The sequence below is a fragment of the Streptomyces sp. NPDC005408 genome (genome assembly GCF_040606445.1).
Lineage (GTDB): Bacteria > Actinomycetota > Actinomycetes > Streptomycetales > Streptomycetaceae > Streptomyces.
Window position 1 is genome coordinate 73,013 of the sequence record NZ_JBEXEX010000020.1, and the last position, 17,124, is coordinate 90,136.

Annotated in this window: 12 protein-coding genes and 2 pseudogenes; 7 read left to right on the forward strand and 7 right to left on the reverse strand. The window is 70.6% G+C overall.

The features are described 5' to 3' along the window. Positions 1-62: 62 nt before the first annotated feature. Both ABZS64_RS20320 and ABZS64_RS20325 read right to left on the reverse strand, forming a co-directional pair. Positions 63-833 carry a glucose 1-dehydrogenase gene (locus ABZS64_RS20320; protein ID WP_355831174.1) on the reverse strand — a complete coding sequence of 257 codons (771 nt, stop codon included), beginning with the start codon at positions 831-833 and terminating at the stop codon, positions 63-65. Between the two features lie 51 nt (positions 834-884). Next, positions 885-1,517, reverse strand: a complete 633-nt coding sequence (locus ABZS64_RS20325; RefSeq protein WP_355831178.1) for a ScbR family autoregulator-binding transcription factor — start codon at positions 1,515-1,517, stop codon at positions 885-887. Positions 1,518-1,646: 129 nt separating this feature from the next. Between ABZS64_RS20325 and ABZS64_RS20330 the strand changes: the two genes are divergently transcribed. Beyond that, positions 1,647-2,600: a ScbA/BarX family gamma-butyrolactone biosynthesis protein gene (locus ABZS64_RS20330; protein WP_355831181.1), complete on the forward strand. Its 954-nt coding sequence runs from the start codon at positions 1,647-1,649 to the stop codon at positions 2,598-2,600. 98 nt (positions 2,601-2,698) lie between these two features. Next, positions 2,699-4,090 (forward strand): hypothetical protein, encoded by a 1,392-nt coding sequence (locus ABZS64_RS20335; protein ID WP_355831184.1) that lies wholly within the window; start codon positions 2,699-2,701, stop codon positions 4,088-4,090. 76 nt (positions 4,091-4,166) lie between these two features. On the opposite strand, the gene ABZS64_RS20340 is transcribed toward ABZS64_RS20335, so the two are convergent. Together ABZS64_RS20340 and ABZS64_RS20345 are read right to left on the reverse strand one after the other, a co-directional pair. After that, complete coding sequence (locus ABZS64_RS20340) at positions 4,167-7,082, reverse strand: AAA family ATPase (protein ID WP_355831187.1); 2,916 nt, start codon at positions 7,080-7,082, stop codon at positions 4,167-4,169. Between the two features lie 192 nt (positions 7,083-7,274). Beyond that, a complete protein-coding gene (locus tag ABZS64_RS20345) occupies positions 7,275-8,966 on the reverse strand; it encodes a S8 family serine peptidase (RefSeq protein ID WP_355831339.1) in 1,692 nt (563 codons plus the stop codon). Positions 8,967-9,504: 538 nt separating this feature from the next. Between ABZS64_RS20345 and ABZS64_RS20350 the strand changes: the two genes are divergently transcribed. Then, positions 9,505-10,290, forward strand: coding sequence for a VOC family protein (locus ABZS64_RS20350; RefSeq protein WP_355831190.1), 786 nt, complete (start codon positions 9,505-9,507; stop codon positions 10,288-10,290). Positions 10,291-10,341: 51 nt separating this feature from the next. Continuing rightward, complete coding sequence (locus ABZS64_RS20355; RefSeq protein ID WP_355831193.1) at positions 10,342-10,983, forward strand: SIMPL domain-containing protein; 642 nt, start codon at positions 10,342-10,344, stop codon at positions 10,981-10,983. 75 nt (positions 10,984-11,058) lie between these two features. Here ABZS64_RS20355 and ABZS64_RS20360 read toward each other — a convergent pair. Next, positions 11,059-11,139: pseudogene (locus ABZS64_RS20360) on the reverse strand (DUF664 domain-containing protein); the annotation flags it as partial. Positions 11,140-11,394: 255 nt separating this feature from the next. Between ABZS64_RS20360 and ABZS64_RS20365 the strand changes: the two are divergent. From ABZS64_RS20365 to ABZS64_RS20375, 3 genes and pseudogenes are all read left to right on the forward strand, one after another. Continuing rightward, a complete protein-coding gene (locus ABZS64_RS20365; protein ID WP_355831195.1) occupies positions 11,395-12,456 on the forward strand; it encodes a MoxR family ATPase in 1,062 nt (353 codons plus the stop codon). Next, positions 12,453-14,261: a hypothetical protein gene (locus ABZS64_RS20370; protein WP_355831198.1), complete on the forward strand. Its 1,809-nt coding sequence runs from the start codon at positions 12,453-12,455 to the stop codon at positions 14,259-14,261. The genes ABZS64_RS20365 and ABZS64_RS20370 overlap by 4 nt, the downstream gene beginning before the upstream one ends. Positions 14,262-14,334: 73 nt before the next feature. Continuing rightward, positions 14,335-14,703 (forward strand): annotated as a pseudogene (locus ABZS64_RS20375) (VOC family protein); the annotation flags it as partial. A 27-nt stretch (positions 14,704-14,730) separates the two neighbouring features. Here the strand turns inward: ABZS64_RS20375 and ABZS64_RS20380 are convergent. Beyond that, positions 14,731-15,987 carry a glycosyltransferase gene (locus ABZS64_RS20380; RefSeq protein ID WP_355831201.1) on the reverse strand — a complete coding sequence of 419 codons (1,257 nt, stop codon included), beginning with the start codon at positions 15,985-15,987 and terminating at the stop codon, positions 14,731-14,733. Between the two features lie 68 nt (positions 15,988-16,055). Then, entirely contained in the window at positions 16,056-17,120 is a 1,065-nt protein-coding gene (locus tag ABZS64_RS20385; protein ID WP_355831204.1) for a serine protease, read from the reverse strand. Positions 17,121-17,124: the final 4 nt, after the last annotated feature.

Sequence of the window (17,124 nt, forward strand, 5' to 3'; positions counted from 1 at the left end):
CGGCTGTTGGATGACGCAGGCCGTCCCGGTCCAATCGATCGGACCGGGACGGCCCCTCTCTGTCAGATGGCGCTGCAGCCGCCGTCCACCGGAACGGCCGCGCCGGTGATGAAGGATGCGCGGTCACTGCACAGCCACAGCGCGGCCTGAGCCACTTCCTCGGGATCGGCCAGGCGAGGCTGAATGGCCCGTGCCGTCACGGCCTGTTCGAGCTCGGGGGACTTCTCCAGGTGAGGCGTGAGCAGCTCGGTGCGGGTGCTGCCGACCATCAGTGCATTGACGCGGATCCGGTGCTTGCCGTATTCGGCGGCGGCGGCCCGGGTGAGCCCGAGGACGGCATGCTTGGCGGCCACATAGGGAGCCGCGGCACCGGTGGCGAAGGATCCGGCGGTACTGGAGGTGTTCACGATCGCCCCGCCGCCGGCCTGGCGCAGCATGACGGGGATCTGCCGGCGCATGCAGTTCCACACGCCCCGCACATTCACGCCCATGATCTTGTCGTAGACCTCTTCGTCCAGTTCGTGCAGGGCGCCCACCGTTCCCCAACCGGCGTTGTTGAAGGCCATGTCCAGGCTGCCGAAGGTCTCCACCGCGCCGGAAACGGCCCGTTCCACGTCCTCGGTACGCTCCACGTCGCCGACCACCGATATCGCAGCACCGTCCGCGGCCCGGATCTCCTCGGCCACCTCTCGTAATCTGTCCTCGCGGCGCGCCATCAGCACAACGGCTGCACCCTCCGCGGCGAACAGCCGCGCTGCGGCCGCCCCGATCCCGCTCGAAGCGCCGGTGATCATCACCGTCTTGCCCTGGAGTGTTCCCGCTTTATGAGTCATGGTCTGTATTGAACGCCATCGTCCGCAGCGCGGAGGCCAGGTGAGCGATCTCTATGCGGTCTTCGCGCGCTGAGCGGTGAACTCGATGCCGTCCGCGCACCCGGGAGCCGCGATGAGCGGCAGCAGGAAGCGCCATATCTCCTCGATACGCTTGGGCAAGTCCTGGCGCCCCGTGTCCAGTTGGGCGTTCATCTGCGCCCCGGTCGCGGCATTGACCACCAGCCGGGCCAGACGGCCGACGTCGATCTCGGACGTCAGCTCGCCCTCCTCGGATGCGGCGTACAGATGGGGGGCGAGTACGCCCACCCACTGCTGGTAGGAGTTCTCCTGTTCCGGGCTGACGAAGTACTCCTGGTCCATCACCAGCCGGGCTCCGGCCAACAGCAGGGGATCCTGGAGCAGTTGGCGCGCCCAGGCCATGGTGATGTCGACAGCTCCCTGGAGGCCGGAGGGTGACTCGGGCACGGTGACGCGTCGCGGCTGCGCACCCACGATCTCGCGCGCCAGGGCCTGCTTCGATTCGAAGTGGAAGTACACCGCCCCGAGCGTGAGCCCCGCCCGCTGGGCGATCTTCGCCACGCTCGCCCCCGCGAAGCCGTACTCGGAGAAGACCTCGGCCCCCGCTCGCATGATGGCCGCACGCGTGCGCACCGCACGGAGCTGCTTCGGCTTCGAACCGGCCATTCCTTTGACCTCCGACCCCTCGACAAGAAAAAAGGACACTCTTTACGGTATTGCGAACGCAGGCTGACAGCTTCGGCTGTTCGCAACCGCCGCCTGCCTGATGCTCGCGACTTCACGGGGGGAACCCGCATGTTCACACCCAGTCCCACGGTCGGCCACATACGCGCCGAACCCGTCCCGATGGCATACACCCGTAAGACCGTGCCGAGCGAAGTCTTCGTGACGAGCTGGCGACAACTTACCGCCGCCTCACACACCGTCACCGCCGAATGGCCCACGTCGCACAGCTTCTACACCCCGGGCCCCGGACTCTACGACCCGTCCGTGTTGGCCGAAACAGTGCGCCAGGCCCTGGCGTTGCTCTCGCACACGGCTCATGACGTACCCCTCAACTACCGTCTGGGCTGGGAGCACTTCGAGACCTCCTTGGCCCCGGCAGCGCTGCGGACCCGACCGGAGCCGGCGTCCGTGACCTTGACCGTGACCCACACCAAGTCCGTTCGCCGACGGCTCGGTTCGGTGCATCTGACCGCGCACATTACGGCCATCTGCAACGGATGGCCTCTCGGAACAGTGAAGGTCGGCTACTCTGCCCACCCCCCTGCCATCTACGACCGTCTGCGGGGCGCGCATGCCAATGCCCTTGAAGCGACGGCACAGGCGCTCCCGCTCGTGGCCCCGCTGCCTCAGGTGTTACGGGGAGGCGTCAGCCACCCCGAAGACGTCGTCCTATCCGACGCCGGACTGTCCCACGGCTGGCAGTTGAGGGTCGATGTCGCCAACTCCTCCTTCTTCGACCATCCCCACGACCATGTACCGGGCATGCTGCTGCTGGAGGCCGCCTCCCAGGCCATCCATGTCCTGTCCGGTGCACCTCACACGGTGGCGGCCACCCTCGACATCCGTTTCAACCGCTATGTCGAGCTGGACTCGCCCTGCTTGATCGAAGCGACACCACTGGTCCGCGAGGACGGGGGATCGGTGAGCACCGACGTCACCGGCCGCCAGAACGGCCATGAGGTGTTTTCGGCCCGCATGACAGCGCTCGAAGTGGCATGCGAGAGGGGCGTGTTGAAGATGTGACGGGTGTGTGGGATCGTCAGGCCGGTTGTTACTCGCTGGTATTCGCGAGTCCCTTCCTGTTGCGCGTATCCCCCAACACACGCTCCGAGGACTCCCACGTGCGTAAGTTGTCCGCCAGGCATGCCCTGATAGCTGCTCTGGCCACCATTTCCCTGTCCGTCTCCGGGTGTTCGGCCGGCACTGGGGCGTCGTCCCCGGCTGCGTCCGACGCCGATGGCCCCCGTCCCACCAGCATCGTGACCTCCGACCCCGGCCCCTCGCGGCAGCTCGCCGTGGCCGCGGCGCCCAAGGGGGAACCGACCGCAGTCGCGGGCGGGGGCGGCAAGGCGAAGAAGTCACCGCTCAAGGTCGCCTCGTACGACCGCAAGAGTCGACGTGCCGTCATATCCGGTACGAAGAAGGGCCCTTCGACCTCCTCCTCGGCTTCGCCGAACGCTCCGGCCGAAGACGTCCCCGCCGTCGGCGACATCATCGCCAGCGGTCCCGCGCCCGGCGCTCCCGACGGGCTGCTCGCCAAGGTCACCGGCGTGGCCGGAAAGACCGGGAAGGGCACCGAGGTCAGGACCGAACCGTCGACGCTCGGCGCGCTGCTCGGTGACGACAAGGCCGACGGGACGGTGCCGGTCGATCCGGCGAGCGTCGGCGTCGAGCCGCTGGTCCAGGGAGTGAAGGTCTCCTGGGCCAAGGCCGGAAACATCCATGTGGGTCCCCAGGGCGCGAAGGTGCCCCTGGGAAGCCTGCGGATCGATGTCGGGGCATCGGTCCCGCTCCCGGTCACCGAGGGCGCTCCGGTGACGGGGGGCGCATCGGTCGCGGGCTATGTACAGCTCGCCCCCGAGGTCGAGTTCTCGTACAACGGGTCCTCCGCCTTCACCCCCGACTCTGCCTTCCTCGGCCTCACCGGTGACTGGACGTCCCAGTGGGAACTGAAGGGCAGGGCGAGCGCGGGCGGCAAGCCGGTGCGGATTCCCTTCGCCAAGCTGCACGCCGATCCCGTGATCCAGGTCGGCCCGGTGCCGGTCGTGGTGAACCTCGACCTCACGGCGTATGTCCAGGTGGCCGGTGACGGCACCGTCACCGTCGAGGTCAAGCAGGACCTCAAGGGCGGCTTCCGGATCGGCGGCAGCTATACCAAGGCGGACGGCTGGAAGCCCGTCAGCACGTCCGACATCACCAGCACCCCGGTACGGGCGAAGGCCACGGCGGCCGGCCAGGTGAAGGCCGCCCTCGGCGCCGAGGCCACGGTCGGACTGTACGGCGCGGTCGGTGTCACGGCGGATCTCGCCCCGTATGTACGGGGCGAAGTCAGCGCCGCGGCGACGCCCGGGTCCGTCGTGGGGTCCTGGAAGATATACGGCGGCGTGGACCTGGCGGGGTGGCTGCAGTTGCAGTTGTCCATCTTCGGCACGCCCGTCTTCGAGCACCGCATCCCCCTGGGCACCCTGCACCGGGAGTGGCCGCTGGCACAGGGCAAGGGCGCCCTCGTCTGACGCGCCGCAACGCTCCAACTGAGGGCCCCTGCCGGGGAATCCGGCAGGGGCCTTCTCAGCAAACAGCACTCAGCGCTCAGCCACCCGCCGGGCCCTCCGTGGTCTCTGCCGTCGGCCGGTGGCCCGCCCACGCGTTCAGTGCGGTCGCCAGCTGCGCGCGCGAACGGACGTCCAGCTTCTGGTAGATGCGCGTCAGACGGGCCTCGACCGTCTTCACGCTGAGGTACAGCTTCGCCGCCGCCTCCTGATTGCTCGCCCCCTGGCGGACCAGCAGGGCGAGACGCAGCTCCGCGTCCGTGAGGGAGGAGAGGGCGCCGCCGCGGGCCGGGTCGGGTTCGGCCGTACGCGATGGAGTCTCAGCGGCCAGCGCCAGCCAGGGGGAGGCACCTGCCCGTTCGAAGACCGCGGCCGCGGACTGCAGCGCATTCTGCGCGGCCGACCGCCGCCGGCGGCGGCGCTCGACCCGGGCGAGCGCGATCAGCGCCCGTCCGCGCTCCAGCGGCAGACCCGCCATGTCGAAGCGGTCGGCGGTCTGGGTGAGCAGCCCCGCCGCCTCCTCGGGTTTGCCGCTCGCCGCCAGATACAGCGCGTACGCACGGTCGCAGCCGAGCAGCACCGTCGTGCGGCCGAGCCGTTCGGCCACCGGCCGTACACCGGAGAGCAGGGCCGCGGCCTCCTCCGGTGCATCGTTCGCCAGCAGTGCCTCGGCCAGCTCCTCGTGCCAGCGCAGCATCGAGGGGTCGACGGTCGACTGGGCGTGCTCGGCGGCCTGGACCCGGCGCAGGGTTTCCAGGGCACTGGCCACGTCCCCGGCGACGAGCTGAACGCGGCCGAGCGCATAGAGACTGCGGGAGAGAAAGACGTGATCGCGCTCCTCCTCGGAGGCCTGGACGCTGCGCCGGGCGTAGCTCGCTGCCCGGGCGAAGCTGCCCCCCGCCGTCTCCGCGAGAGCCAGCGTGTACCAGGCGGGACCCGGTGAGAGACCGGCCTCCAGTGTCAGGGCGAGCGACCGTCCGGCGTGCGCGAGCGCCGCCGCGCACTGGCCCTGCCGGGCCTCGACCGCCGCGAGCGTATGGAACAGCTCGATGGCGTCCTCGACCGGACCCCGGCGCTCCACCAGCGGCAGCAGGGCGTTGAGCTGGTCGCGGGCATCTGAGAGACGGTCGTCGAACAGGGCATGACGGATCGTCAGTATCTGCGCGGCGTTACGGACGCCGAGCGGGCGCTCGAACACCTCAAGCGCCCTTGCCTCCGCGAGAATCCGCTCCGCCTCCGGCGAGCCGAGGACCCGTTCCATCCGCGCCTGCACGGTCAGCGCCCTGGCCGCCGTCTTCCGGTCGCCCACCGAGCCGGCGAGCGCGGCGGATTCGACGGCGGCGGCCCGGGAGCGTACGGGATCGCCGTCGGCCAGCACGTACTTGACCGCGAGCCGCAGCTGCACGGCCGCCCGCAGCGCAGTGTCGCCCTCGGAGTCCTCCATCGCGTGTACGTAGATCTCGTCGAGGTCGCTCAGCCCCTGCCCGGCCGTGTCCAGCACCGCGAGCCGCGCGCGGACCCGGTCGGCTGGTGCGGCGTCGCGGGCGAGGAGATCGGTCGCGGCGCGCATCGCCAGATCCGCGCGGGCCGCGCGGGCGGCTTCCTCGGCGGCGTCGACGAGCCGGGTCAGCCGCTGTGCACCGAGCTTGACGGGGGTGGACTCGGCGGCGAGCAGGGCGAGTTCGGCGGCCAGCGCGCTGTTCCCGCGGCGCCGCGCGGTCTCGGCCGCCGCCGCGACCTCCGCCGCCAGTTGCTCGTCGGGGACATCGGTGGCCAGTGCCCGGTGCCGTACCGCCTCGACAGGGTCGTCCACGACCCGCGCGAGCGCCGCGTGACCGTCGCTGCGCTCGGTCCAGCAGGCGTCGTGCACCAGCGTGGAGGGCAGTACACCGGCCGTGAAGGCGACCGTCCCGTCCTCCTTGAGGGAGATCAGATTGGCCCGCTCGGCGGCTGCGAGGTCCGCCTCGGCCGTGGGGCGGCCCGCGCGGCGGATCAGTGACGCCGTCGGGCGCAGCGCCAGCGCGGACAGCAGGAGCGTGCGGCGGACGGCGGGCGATGCGGCACCCAGCAGCTGCCGGGCGAGATCGCGTGCGCGGCCGGACAGCGACAGCGCTTCGGCGTGGTGCACCGGCGTGCGCGCGTCGGCAAGGGAGCGGCCGACGGCGAGCGCGAGTCGCGGATTGCCGCCGCTGGCCCTGTGGATGCGCCCGGCCATGCGGGAGGGCAGCCGGTGGTGGATGAGGAGTTCGGCGATCTCGTCGGCGTGCAGGGGCGGTACGAACAGGACATCGGCCTCGGAGGGCACCCAGAGGGGTTCGGGGCCTGCCGTGTCCGGCTGAGGCGTACCGGCAGGGGGCGTGTCGGAGCCGTACGCCTCCGGAGTCTCGACGGCGACGACCCGCAGCGCCGACGGGGCCAGATGCAGAGCGAAACGCAGCAGGTCGGCGCTGTCGGCGTCGATGCGCTGGACACCGTCGACGACGAGCAGGACAGGGCCGCGCGCGGCGAGGGTCCGCAGGATCTGGGCGAGGGCCAGCCGGAGCGCGATGGGGTCCCAGCCGTGGTCGGGGACGGGCGCTTCGCGGCACAGCATGGCGACGGCGGTCCGCTGGGGGCCCGGCAGCCCGTCGAGGATGTCGAACCCGCCCGGACTCTCCGGAGCTCCGGCACCGCCGTGGGTCCCGGGCACCGGCCAGGACACGCTCGCCGAAATGGAGGCGACTAGGGCCGCGGCCGCGGCGCCGGGTATGTCCCGGTCGGCGGGGAGCGTGGCGAGCCACAGCACCCTCTCACCGTGGGACTCCGCGCGTGCCGCTGTGGCCAGTGCGACCTCTGTTTTGCCGACCCCGGCAGGGCCGGTGAGCAGGGCACGCCCGCGGGTCTGAAGGACCCTTTCCAGCCGCGCGAGGAGCTCCACGCGCCCGACCGGCGCAGGGCGGTACGCCGCTGTTGTCACGTGCCCACCACCACCTTCCGGCGTGCGCGGACCCCCTGCCCACGTGTGCAGAGAATACGAACCCGGCCCGCACAGTCCAGGACCGGTGTCCGGCATGCGGACGTGTGACGGCGGACAGGCGGCGGGGCGCGCCCGCGACGATACGCCGCGAACGCGCCCCTGACCAGCGATGATGCAGTAAAGCGGGGTGGCTCAGAAGGTGAGGCTCCAGCTGTCGATGTAGCCGGTGTCACCCGATGCCACATCGCGGACCTGGAGCTTCCAGGTGCCGTTGGCGACCTCGCTGGACGCGTCGACCGTGTACGTCGCGAGGACGTTGTCGGCGCTGTCCGAGGACGAGGAGGCCTTGAGGTTGCGTACGGTCCCGTCCGGCGCGATCAGATCGATGACCAGGTCGCCGCGCCAGGTGTGCTTGATGTCCACGTTGACCTTGAGGGCGGCGGGGGCGTTCCCGGTGAGGCCGGTGACAGCGATGGACGAGGTGACGGTCGAGTTGTCCGAAATCGTGGCGTCCGTCGCATTGCTGAACGTCGTACCGCCGGTGGTGCCGGTGACCGCGTTCACGGTCTTGGCGGCGTCGGCGATACCGGCGCCGCAGCCGCCGGTGCAGGTGCCCGGAAGCGGCCTGGCGTTGCTCTTGATCGCGGCCTCGATCTCGGCCGGGGTGAGAGTGCTCTTGGCCGACTTGAGCAGCGCGACGAGCCCGGCGATGTGCGGGGCGGCCATCGAGGTGCCCTGGTAGGGCTTGTAGGTCTCCGTCGACTGGGTGGTGGCGCCGGAGTTCAGCGTGGAGAGGATGCCGTTCTCGGGGGTGGTGACGGTGCCGGGCGTGTCGGTGGCGCGGCGGGTCTCGCCGCCGGGCGCTGCGACGTCGACGATGCTGCCGAAGTTCGAGTAGAACGAACGGTTGCCCTCACGGCTGGTGGACGCCACATTGATGATGTTGGCGCAGTTCGCGGGGGTGAACCCGGAGGCGTTGGCGTTGCTGTTGCCCGCCGCGACGACCACGGTGGTGCCGCGTGAGACGGCGCCGTTGATGGCGTTCTGGTAGACGCTGGGGCAGGTGGCGCTGGAGCCGCCCAGGCTCATGTTGATGACCTTGGCCGGCGTCGGGTTCGCCGGTACGCCGGGGACGGTGCCGCCGGACGCCCAGGTGATGGCGTCGGCGATGTCGGCCGACGAGCCGCCGCACTTGCCGAGCACGCGCACCGGCTGGATCTTCGCGTTGTACGCGATGCCCGCAACGCCCTTGCTGTTGTTGGCCGTTGCCGCGATGGTGCCCGCGACGTGCGTGCCGTGCCAGGAGGAGTTGCTGGCCGTGGAACCGGCGCCGCACTCGCCGGCGGTGGCGTTCCAGTCGCCCTCGTCCTTGGCGTCGCTGTCGCGGCCGTTGCCGTCGCGGGCGTCCGCGGCGGTGGAGATGAAGTCGTAGCCGGAGATGACATTCGCGGCGACGTCCGTGTGGGCGGCGTAGCCGGTGTCGATCACGGCGACGGTGACGCCGCTGCCGGTGGCCTTGTCCCAGGCGCCGGGCACGTTCATGCCGCCGGTTGCCTCGAACAGGTCCCACTGCTTGGTGTACTCGGTGTCGTTCGGGGCGACAGCCATCGCGTAGGCGCGGATGTCGGGCTCCACCGACGCGACCGAGGAGTCCGCGCGGAAGGCGTCCATGACCTCGGCGACGTCCTTCTTGGACGTCTCGCCCCCGAGGCCGATCAGTGCCGCGCCGCCGGCCAGCCGGCGCTCGAACGACAGGCTCTCGCCGGTCTCGGCGCCCTTGGCCGTCGCATCGGTCTTGGCCGCCGTGTTGGAACTGGCCTCCGCCGTCTTGGACTTGTAGGTGACGATGACCTTCTCGACCGGTGGGGTCGGCAGCGAGGTCATCGCCTGGGCAGCCGGAGCAGGCTTCGGCGAGGGTGACGGGGTGGCGGCGAGTGCTACGGAAGATGTCGCGGCGACGGCGGCGATCGTCGCGCTCGCGGCCACGACGGATATGAGTCTCCGTCTGGAACCGTTCAAGGTGTTCCCTTTCCACTGACGGTGCGGAGCGCGGGCGGGCGGCGCGGGAACCACGGTTCGCTGTGGGGGTGCGACCCGCGGTGCCCTTGGGCCGGGTTTGCCCGTGCGCCGCCGCCCGTGCGACGGCCCCTGGTCAAGGGCCGTCACTGGCGGAACCCATGACTTACATGCACCTGACATCGAAGAGTCAGAGGATGAGATCCGCCGGTGCGGCAGACAGTAGGGAAAGCCGAGATGAACCCGATACGGGGAAAACCCTTGTCACCCCCGTGCGGGGGCTGCGGGCAGCAGTAGGGCAGGGTGTCGCGGTGTGCGGAACGACCGATTGTCAGTGGGGGCTGGCATGCTGAAGCCGACCGACCTCATCCGTCATCCACCGCGCAGTCGCGGGAGGAGAATTGCGATGCTGACCACCACATTTGTCCCGGGCGCACCGAACTGGCTCGACCTGGGAAGCCCCGACACCGAAGCGGCCGCCGCCTTCTACGGGGCCGTGTTCGGCTGGGACCTGCAGACCCTGGGACCGGACGCCGGAGGGTACGGCTTCTTCCAGGTGGACGGGAAGACCGTCGCGGCAATCGGCCCGCTCACCGAGGAGGGCGCGTCCTCCTCGTGGACTCCGTACTTCCTGACGGCCGACGCCGACGCCACCACCAAGGCCGTCGAGCAGGCCGGCGGCACCGTGAGGGTCCCGCCGGGGGATGTCTTCACCGAGGGCCGGATGGCGGCGTACACCGACCCGACCGGCGCCGACTTCGCCGTCTGGCAGCCCGGAGACACCAAGGGCCTGGGCGCGGTCAACGATGCGAACACCCTGTCCTGGACCGAGCTGTACACCACGGACGCGGCCGCCGCGAAGAATTTCTACGGCTCCGTGTTCTCGTGGGACTACGAGGACATGCCGTTCGCGGGCATCACCTACTCCGTCGTCTCCCCTTCGGGCGGCGGCCAGGAGGCCACGCAGGGCGGGATCATGCAGCTCCCGAAGGAGAACCTCGAAGCGGGCTCCAGCTCGGAGTGGCACCCGTACTTCGAGGTGGCCGACGTCGACGCCACCTTCGCCAAGGCGACGGAGAGCGGCGCGACGACGCTCATCCCGCCGATGGACGCGGAGGGCGTGGGCCGCCTGGCGATGTTCACGGATCCGTTCGGAGCGCCCCTGGCCATCATCCGCGGCGCCGCAGCCTGACGGCCCCCTCGTCTGGCTGTCTGACAGGCGAATTGATGCTTGAATCCGAGGATGACTGAATCGATCAAGCAGCCCTGGGGACTGAGCGTGTACGGCGCGGGCACCGTGAAGGCCGAGCCCGAGGTCGCCCGAGTCAAGCTGGCCGTCGATCTGCTCGCGCCCACGCCCGACGAGGCGTTCAAGAAGGCAGGCAGGGCGGTCGCGCAACTGCGCGAGACACTGCGTCGGCACGGCATACCGGACTCGGTGGTGTCGGACTCCCGTCTCTCGCTCAGCTCGGAGTACGACGGTTACAACGCCACCCGGAAGTTCCTGGGCTATCGCTGCCAAGCCACGTACACCGTGGAGACTCCCAAGCTCGGCGAGCTGCAGCAGCTCATCGTGGACGCGGTCGACGCCGGCGCGAATCGGATCGACGAGGTCGTGTTCGACGTGCGGGACAAGCCGGCCATGCGCGACCAGGCCCGCCGCAAGGCGGTTGCCGCGGCGCGGCGCAAGGCCGAGGTGTACACGGAGGCGACCGGGGTGAGCCTGGGCCCGGTGGTGCACATCGAGGACGTGGACCCGGACACCGTCGGGCTGCGCGGCCACGGCGCCTACGGCGGGGGCCGTGGCGACGCCGACGGTGACCTCGCCCCGGGAGTGGTGGAGGTCTCGGCGAGCGTGCTGCTCGGCTACTCGCTGGGTCGATAGGACCTCGCCGCGGCTACCCGGCGCCCGGCGGGGACCTGCGCGGCGCCGACCGGGAGTTCAGCGTCGCGGGAGTGGTTACTGCCCCACTCGTCCGTCGATCCGTTCGCGCAGAAAGTCCGCGTGCCCGTTGTGCCGTGCGTACTCCTCGATCATGTGCGTCCCACCAGCCGAACTGCCGGTCGGGCTGATCCTGGAGAGACCCCTCGGTCCCTGCGTCCTTGTCGGAGGCTGGCATTGCGGTATTGGGCATCGCTTCGAGCATCCACCGTCCGCGTGGGTTCCGCCACCGGTTTTCCCGGGCTTCCGTAGAGCCGCGGGCACGGTCGTCGGCAGCGATTAATCACATGCACCACGTGGCCGGCCGAGCCCACACTGGACGCCCCGGACACCTCTCCCGAAGGAACTCCACGCGTGCAGGCTGCCGTCACCGTCACTCCCGCCCGGATCCCCGACCTGCTGCTCGGTCTCGCCACCGTCCGGCCGGTTTTCCTCTGGGGCGCCCCCGGGATCGGGAAGTCGTCCCTGGTGCGGAAGTTCGCCGAGTCGCTCGGGCTCGAGTGTGTGAGCCTGCTGGGCACCCAGCTCGCCCCCGAGGATCTGATCGGCGTACCGCAGATCCGTGACGGGCGGTCCGTGTTCTGCCCGCCCGAGGCGATCGCGCGCGACGAGCCGTACTGCCTCTTCCTCGACGAGCTCAACGCCGCGACGCCCGACGTGCAGAAGGCGTTCTACTCGCTGATCCTCGACCGCCGGATCGGCACCTACGAGCTGCCCGCCGGAAGCATCGTCATCGGGGCGGGCAACCGTGCCACCGACAACGCTCTGGCGCGCCCCATCGCCTCCGCCCTGGTCAACCGGCTCACCCATGTCCATCTCACTGCGTCTCCCGCCGACTGGCTGGTGTGGGCCGGCGAGAACGGCATCCATCCCTGGGTGAGCGACTATCTGACCGACCGGCCCGACCACCTCTGGTCGCAGCCGCCCAAGACCGAGGAGCCGTTCTCCACCCCGCGCTCCTGGCACATGCTCTCCGACGCCCTGCACTCCTTCGGGCCGACGCTCGACGAGGACACCCTCAAGGTGCTCACGCACGGCACGCTGACGCCCGCGCACGCCGTATCGTTCTGCGGCTACGCGAAGATCGTCCGGCACACGTTCGGTATCGAGGCGATCCTCAAGGGCGACGCCTCCTGGCCCCGGCGGATCGAGGACCGGGATCTGCTGTACTACCTCGCCGAGGCGTTCCGCGGACGGCTCATGAAGGAGCTGCCGGCGAACAAGGAGCATGTCTCGCCGTCGGTACGCCAGACCGCCTACCGCGCCAAGTCGCTGCTCGTCCAGCTCGCCGAGATATCCGTCGAGGTCGCCCAGACGGTGATCGCCGACGACAACGACGGGCAGCCTGTGCTGCCCGCCTGGTTCCTCATCGAGGCCGCGCGGGACATGCCGCGGCTCGTGGAGGCGCGCCGATGAACCGTACGCACAAGAAGTCGGGGGACAAGCCCGATCCGGCGACGGAGGCGTTCGCGGCCGGGGTCGTCCTGGTGAAGCGCAATCCGGCGCTCGGCGCGCTGGAGGCCACGTTCTGCCGCGACAAGACCTGCGATCGGGCGCCCCGCCTCGGCCTTGCCGCTGTCGACTCCAACGGCCGCGTCCATGCCCACCCCACCCGGCGCGCCGAACCGGCCGAGTGGGCCTCGGCGCTGGGGCACTGCCTGCTCCACCTCGGCTTCGGCCATGTGCGGGCGGCCAAGGGCGAGCGACAGCAGCCGGACCGCCACGACCTGGCCGCGCGCTGTGTTGTCGTCAACCGCTTCCTGCTCACCTTCCCCGTCGGCCGCGCACCGGACGATCTCCCGAGCTCGTACCCCGGCGGTGACGAGGAGCAGCTCGCGGCCCGCTGGCGACGCGACGGCATCCCGGCCGCGTACGAACACTGTGGTACGGGCGGCGCCGAACCCGACCAGGTGCTCCTTCCCTACACCGGCTGGCAGAGTCAGCCCCCCGACTGGCAGTTGGGGTTCGCGCGAGCCCTCACCCGCACGATGTCCGCCGCCATGGACGTCGCTGGCGGGCGCCGGGACAGCCTCACCGGGGAGCGAGCCCGGCAGCAGCCGTGGGATCGAGCACTGAGCTGGTTCGTCTCCTCGTATCCGCTGCTCGGCGGGATCGCGGCCGGCATGACGCTGGTCGCCGACGCGGAACTGGCCCGCGCCCACGGCATTTCGATCGCCGCCGTCAACGCCGCCGCCGGTGAGATCTACATCAACCCGCTCAAGCGGTACGCCGACGAAGAGTGGCGGTTCATCCTCGGGCACGAGATGCTGCATGCCGCGCTGCGGCACGGCGAGCGTTGCGGTGCCCGCGACCCGTACCTGTTCAATGTCGCCGCGGACTATGTCGTCAACGGCTGGCTGTACGCGATGGGCGTCGGCGCGATGCCCGAAGGACTGCTGTACGACGCGGAGTTGAACGGCCTCTCGGTCGAGGAGGTCTATGGCCGCATGGCCGGGGATCTGCGCCTGAGGCGACGCCTCGCGACGCTGCGAGGCAAGGGCTCCGGGGACATCCTCGGCGAACCCCTCGCGCACGGCCGCACTTCCGGCACCTACGTCGACCTCGACGAGTTCTACCGGCGCGGACTGCTGCAGGGCCACGATCTCCACCTGGCCGGGGAGCGCGGGCTGCTGCCGGCGGGGCTCATCGAGGAGATCCGGGCGCTGGCGCATCCGCCGGTGCCCTGGGACGCCCGACTGGCCCGCTGGTTCGACGAGTTCGTGCCGCGTCCGCAGCCGGTGCGCAGTTACGCCCGCCCCGCCCGCCGACAGTCATCCACCCCCGACATCCCCCGGGCGGGCCGGTACTTCCCGCCGGAGGAGATCGCCCGCTGCACGTTCGGGGTGGTGCTCGACACCTCGGGTTCGATGGACCGGACGCTGCTGGGCAAGGCGCTGGGCGCCATCGCTTCGTACGCCGAAGCCCGGGACGTACCGGCCGCCCGTGTGGTGTTCTGCGACGCGGGCCCGTACGACGCGGGCTATCTGCCGCCTACGGAGATCGCCGGGCGGGTCCGGGTACGCGGGCGCGGTGGCACCGTGCTGCAGCCGGGTGTGGACCTGCTGCAGCGGGCCGACGACTTCCCGCCCGGCGCGCCGGTCCTGGTGATCACCGATGGCTGGTGCGACGTCCTGCGGATCCGGCGTGAGCACGCCTTTCTGATCCCGCAGGGCGCCTCCCTGCCGTTCACCGCCCGTGGCCCGGTCTTCCGGGTCGACTGAACGCCCGGCCGCGGGTCCCTGAGCAGGCCGGACAGCCTGGACAGACCCGAGCGGAATGATCATAGTGGCGCACATGACTTCCCTCGTACGCCACATCACGATCGACTGCGCCGACACCTACACCCTCGGCGGCTTCTGGGCCGAGGTCCTCGGTGCCTCGCTGGGAGAGGATGACCGGCCAGGCGACCCGGAGGCGCTGGTTGCGGCCGAGGGCGTCACGCTCCTGTTCATAGCGGTTCCGGACATCAAGACCACGAAGAACCGGGTCCACTTGGACCTCCAGCCGCAGGACCGCACTCGCGACGAGGAAGTCGACCGCCTCCTCGCACTCGGCGCCGGCCTCGTGGCGGACCACCGCCGCCCGGACGGCAGTGGCTGGGTGACGCTGGCGGACCCGGAGGGCAACGAATTCTGCGTCGAGCGCAGTGCGGGCGAACGGGCGCTCTGACCGGCGGTCCGGTCCCAGGAACTAGGCCCCGGCGTTGCCGAGCCGGTTCACGGCGGCGAGTACGGGGCCGACGCTGTCCTCCTGGCTGATCCGTTCGGCCAGAGCGCGGGCGCGATGTCCGTAGGCGGGGTCGGAAGTCGCCGCGATCAGTGCGGCGGTGAGCGTGTCCGCGGTGAGGCGGCGCAGCGGGACCGGGCCGGGGGAGATGCCGAGCGCGGCGAGACGGGCGGCCCAGAACGCCTCGTCGAACTGGATGGGGACGGGAACGGCCGGGACGCCTGCGCGCAGCCCCGCGGCCGTGGTTCCGGCGCCCGCGTGGTGGACCACCGCTGCCATCCTGGGGAACAGGGCGCTGTGCGCGACCTCGCCGATGGTGAGCATGTCCTCCCCGTCGCCGTGCAGCCCGCTCCACCCGGACTGGATCACGCCGCGCAGACCGGCGGCGCGCAAGGCCCGCACCACCGTGTCGCTGACCTGATCGGGGTCGGGCACGGTCGCGCTGCCCAGGCCGACGAAGACCGGGGCCGGTCCGGAGGCGAGGAAGTCGCGCAGAAGGGGCGGGAGTTGGGCCGATGGAGGGTCGTGGGGCCACCAGTAGCCGGTGACGCGCAGACCGGGGCGCCAGTCGCGGGGCCGGGGCACGACCAGCTCGCTGAAGCCGTGGAAGACGGGCCAGTCCTGCTGGTCGCGGGCGCGGCGGGCGGCACGCGTTCCGGTGTGCGGCAGGCCGAGGCGGGCTCGCAGGCTGCGGGTGGTGTCGGCGAAGACGTGGTCCAGGGCGGCGTTCACGGCCTGCCCGGCCAGCCGGTTGGCCGTCCTTCCAAACGACCGGGTACCCGTGACCGGCGGGGCGAACTCCCCGGTGGCGGCGAGCGGTTGGAGGTAGACGCCCATGCTCGGCAGCGCGAGTCCTTCGGCGATCGTGTGGCCGAGCGGCGCCAGCGAGCTGGACAGCAGCAGCACATCGTTCGCGTGGGCGGCTTCGAGCAGGCCGTCGGCCATCTGTCCGACCAGGGACCGGGCCATGGTGATCACACGGACGAGCTTCCCGGCGCCGGTGGTGCTGCGGTGCAGTGCCCGGCCCGCCTCGGATTCCAGCTCCGCACGCGGGTCGACGGGCAGCGGGTGGAACCGTACGCGTGAGGCCTCGACCAGGGGCGCGAAGCGTGCGTGGGTGACAAGCGTGACCTCGTGCCCGGCCTGCGCCAGTTCGTGGCCGAGTCCGGTGTAGGGGGCCACATCGCCCCGCGATCCTGCCGTCATCACTGCCACGCGCATGATCGCCAGTATGGCGGCGGCCGCGGATCCGGCCACCCGCGGCGCGCACCGCGGTCCCTCAAGAGTCGTCAGACGAAGTTGACCTCCGCCCGGCTCAGCAGGGGATCGTCGACCATCTGCCAGAGAGGGACGGCGTAGTTGCCGAGGCCGTAGCGGCCGCCGAAGTGCAGGCCGAGGACGCGGTGGTCGGTGAGGTCGAACACGGGGGAGCCGCTGTTGCCGCCCAGGGTCGAGCAGTCGTGCATCATCGTGGTCTGCTCGGACCGGAGTTCCGTGGTGGTGCCGGGCTGCAGACGTTTGACGTTGTAGATGTCCATGAAGATTCTGCGCATCGACTCCGGTTCGTTGCGACGGCCGTCGTAAGCCGGATAGCCGACGCAGTACACGGGATGCCCGGGCAGATCGGCGGGCGCGTCGGCGGCCACCGCGAGCGGGGTCGGCAGCGCTGTGCCACCCGCGGCCGGATGGACGCGCAGCAGTGCCATGTCGACGTCCTGGTGGATGCCGAGCACCTCGGTGACCTCGTACGCCGGTCCACTGCTCGCGGGGAGCGCGCCGTACTCCTCGTTCATGTCGATCCGGGCGCTCATGCCCTGCTGGAACGTCCAGCCGGTGCCGTCACCACGTGAGAACTCCGCCGCCACATGACGGTTGGTCATGACGGCATCGGGGCTGACGAGGAAGGCCGTGCCGAGCCAGTCCAGGCTGGCGTGCCCGGAGACCTCGACCCGCCCCACGCGCGCGATCGACTCGCGGATCGCGGCCCGATGACCGTCCAGGACCGCCCAGTCGCCCTCCTGCGAGGTGAAGTCCTGGTTCTGGACGAGGATGGCGGGTCTGCCTTCCAGCAGGACGATGGCCTCCAGGCCGAAGGACTCGTCGTCACTGATCTCGTCCGCGCGCCCTTCGGCCAGCTTCTCCAGGCCGTTCGCGCCCGCCGACAGAACGCGGTCGCGTTCCTGCTGTGCGAACTGGGATATCTGCCCTGCGGGCCTCTCTTCCGCGGGGAGTTCCTCCGACGACTCGGGGACTTCCTGCCACAGTCCTTCCCGTACCCGTTGCGCGACCTCGCGCAGATCGGTGAAAACCTGCTCGGGATCGGTCGCCACCGGTGATCTGCTCCGGCTGCCCATATCG

Coding starts and splice junctions, on each gene's coding strand:
- ABZS64_RS20355 (WP_355831193.1), top strand. CDS start 10,342: ATGACTGAATCGATCAAGCAGCCCTGGGGACTGAGCGTGTACGGCGCG.
- ABZS64_RS20330 (WP_355831181.1), top strand. CDS start 1,647: ATGTTCACACCCAGTCCCACGGTCGGCCACATACGCGCCGAACCCGTC.
- ABZS64_RS20345 (WP_355831339.1), bottom strand. CDS start 8,966: ATGACCTCGCTGCCGACCCCACCGGTCGAGAAGGTCATCGTCACCTAC.
- ABZS64_RS20385 (WP_355831204.1), bottom strand. CDS start 17,120: ATGGGCAGCCGGAGCAGATCACCGGTGGCGACCGATCCCGAGCAGGTT.
- ABZS64_RS20350 (WP_355831190.1), top strand. CDS start 9,505: ATGCTGACCACCACATTTGTCCCGGGCGCACCGAACTGGCTCGACCTG.
- ABZS64_RS20370 (WP_355831198.1), top strand. CDS start 12,453: ATGAACCGTACGCACAAGAAGTCGGGGGACAAGCCCGATCCGGCGACG.
- ABZS64_RS20320 (WP_355831174.1), bottom strand. CDS start 833: ATGACTCATAAAGCGGGAACACTCCAGGGCAAGACGGTGATGATCACC.
- ABZS64_RS20380 (WP_355831201.1), bottom strand. CDS start 15,987: ATGCGCGTGGCAGTGATGACGGCAGGATCGCGGGGCGATGTGGCCCCC.
- ABZS64_RS20325 (WP_355831178.1), bottom strand. CDS start 1,517: ATGGCCGGTTCGAAGCCGAAGCAGCTCCGTGCGGTGCGCACGCGTGCG.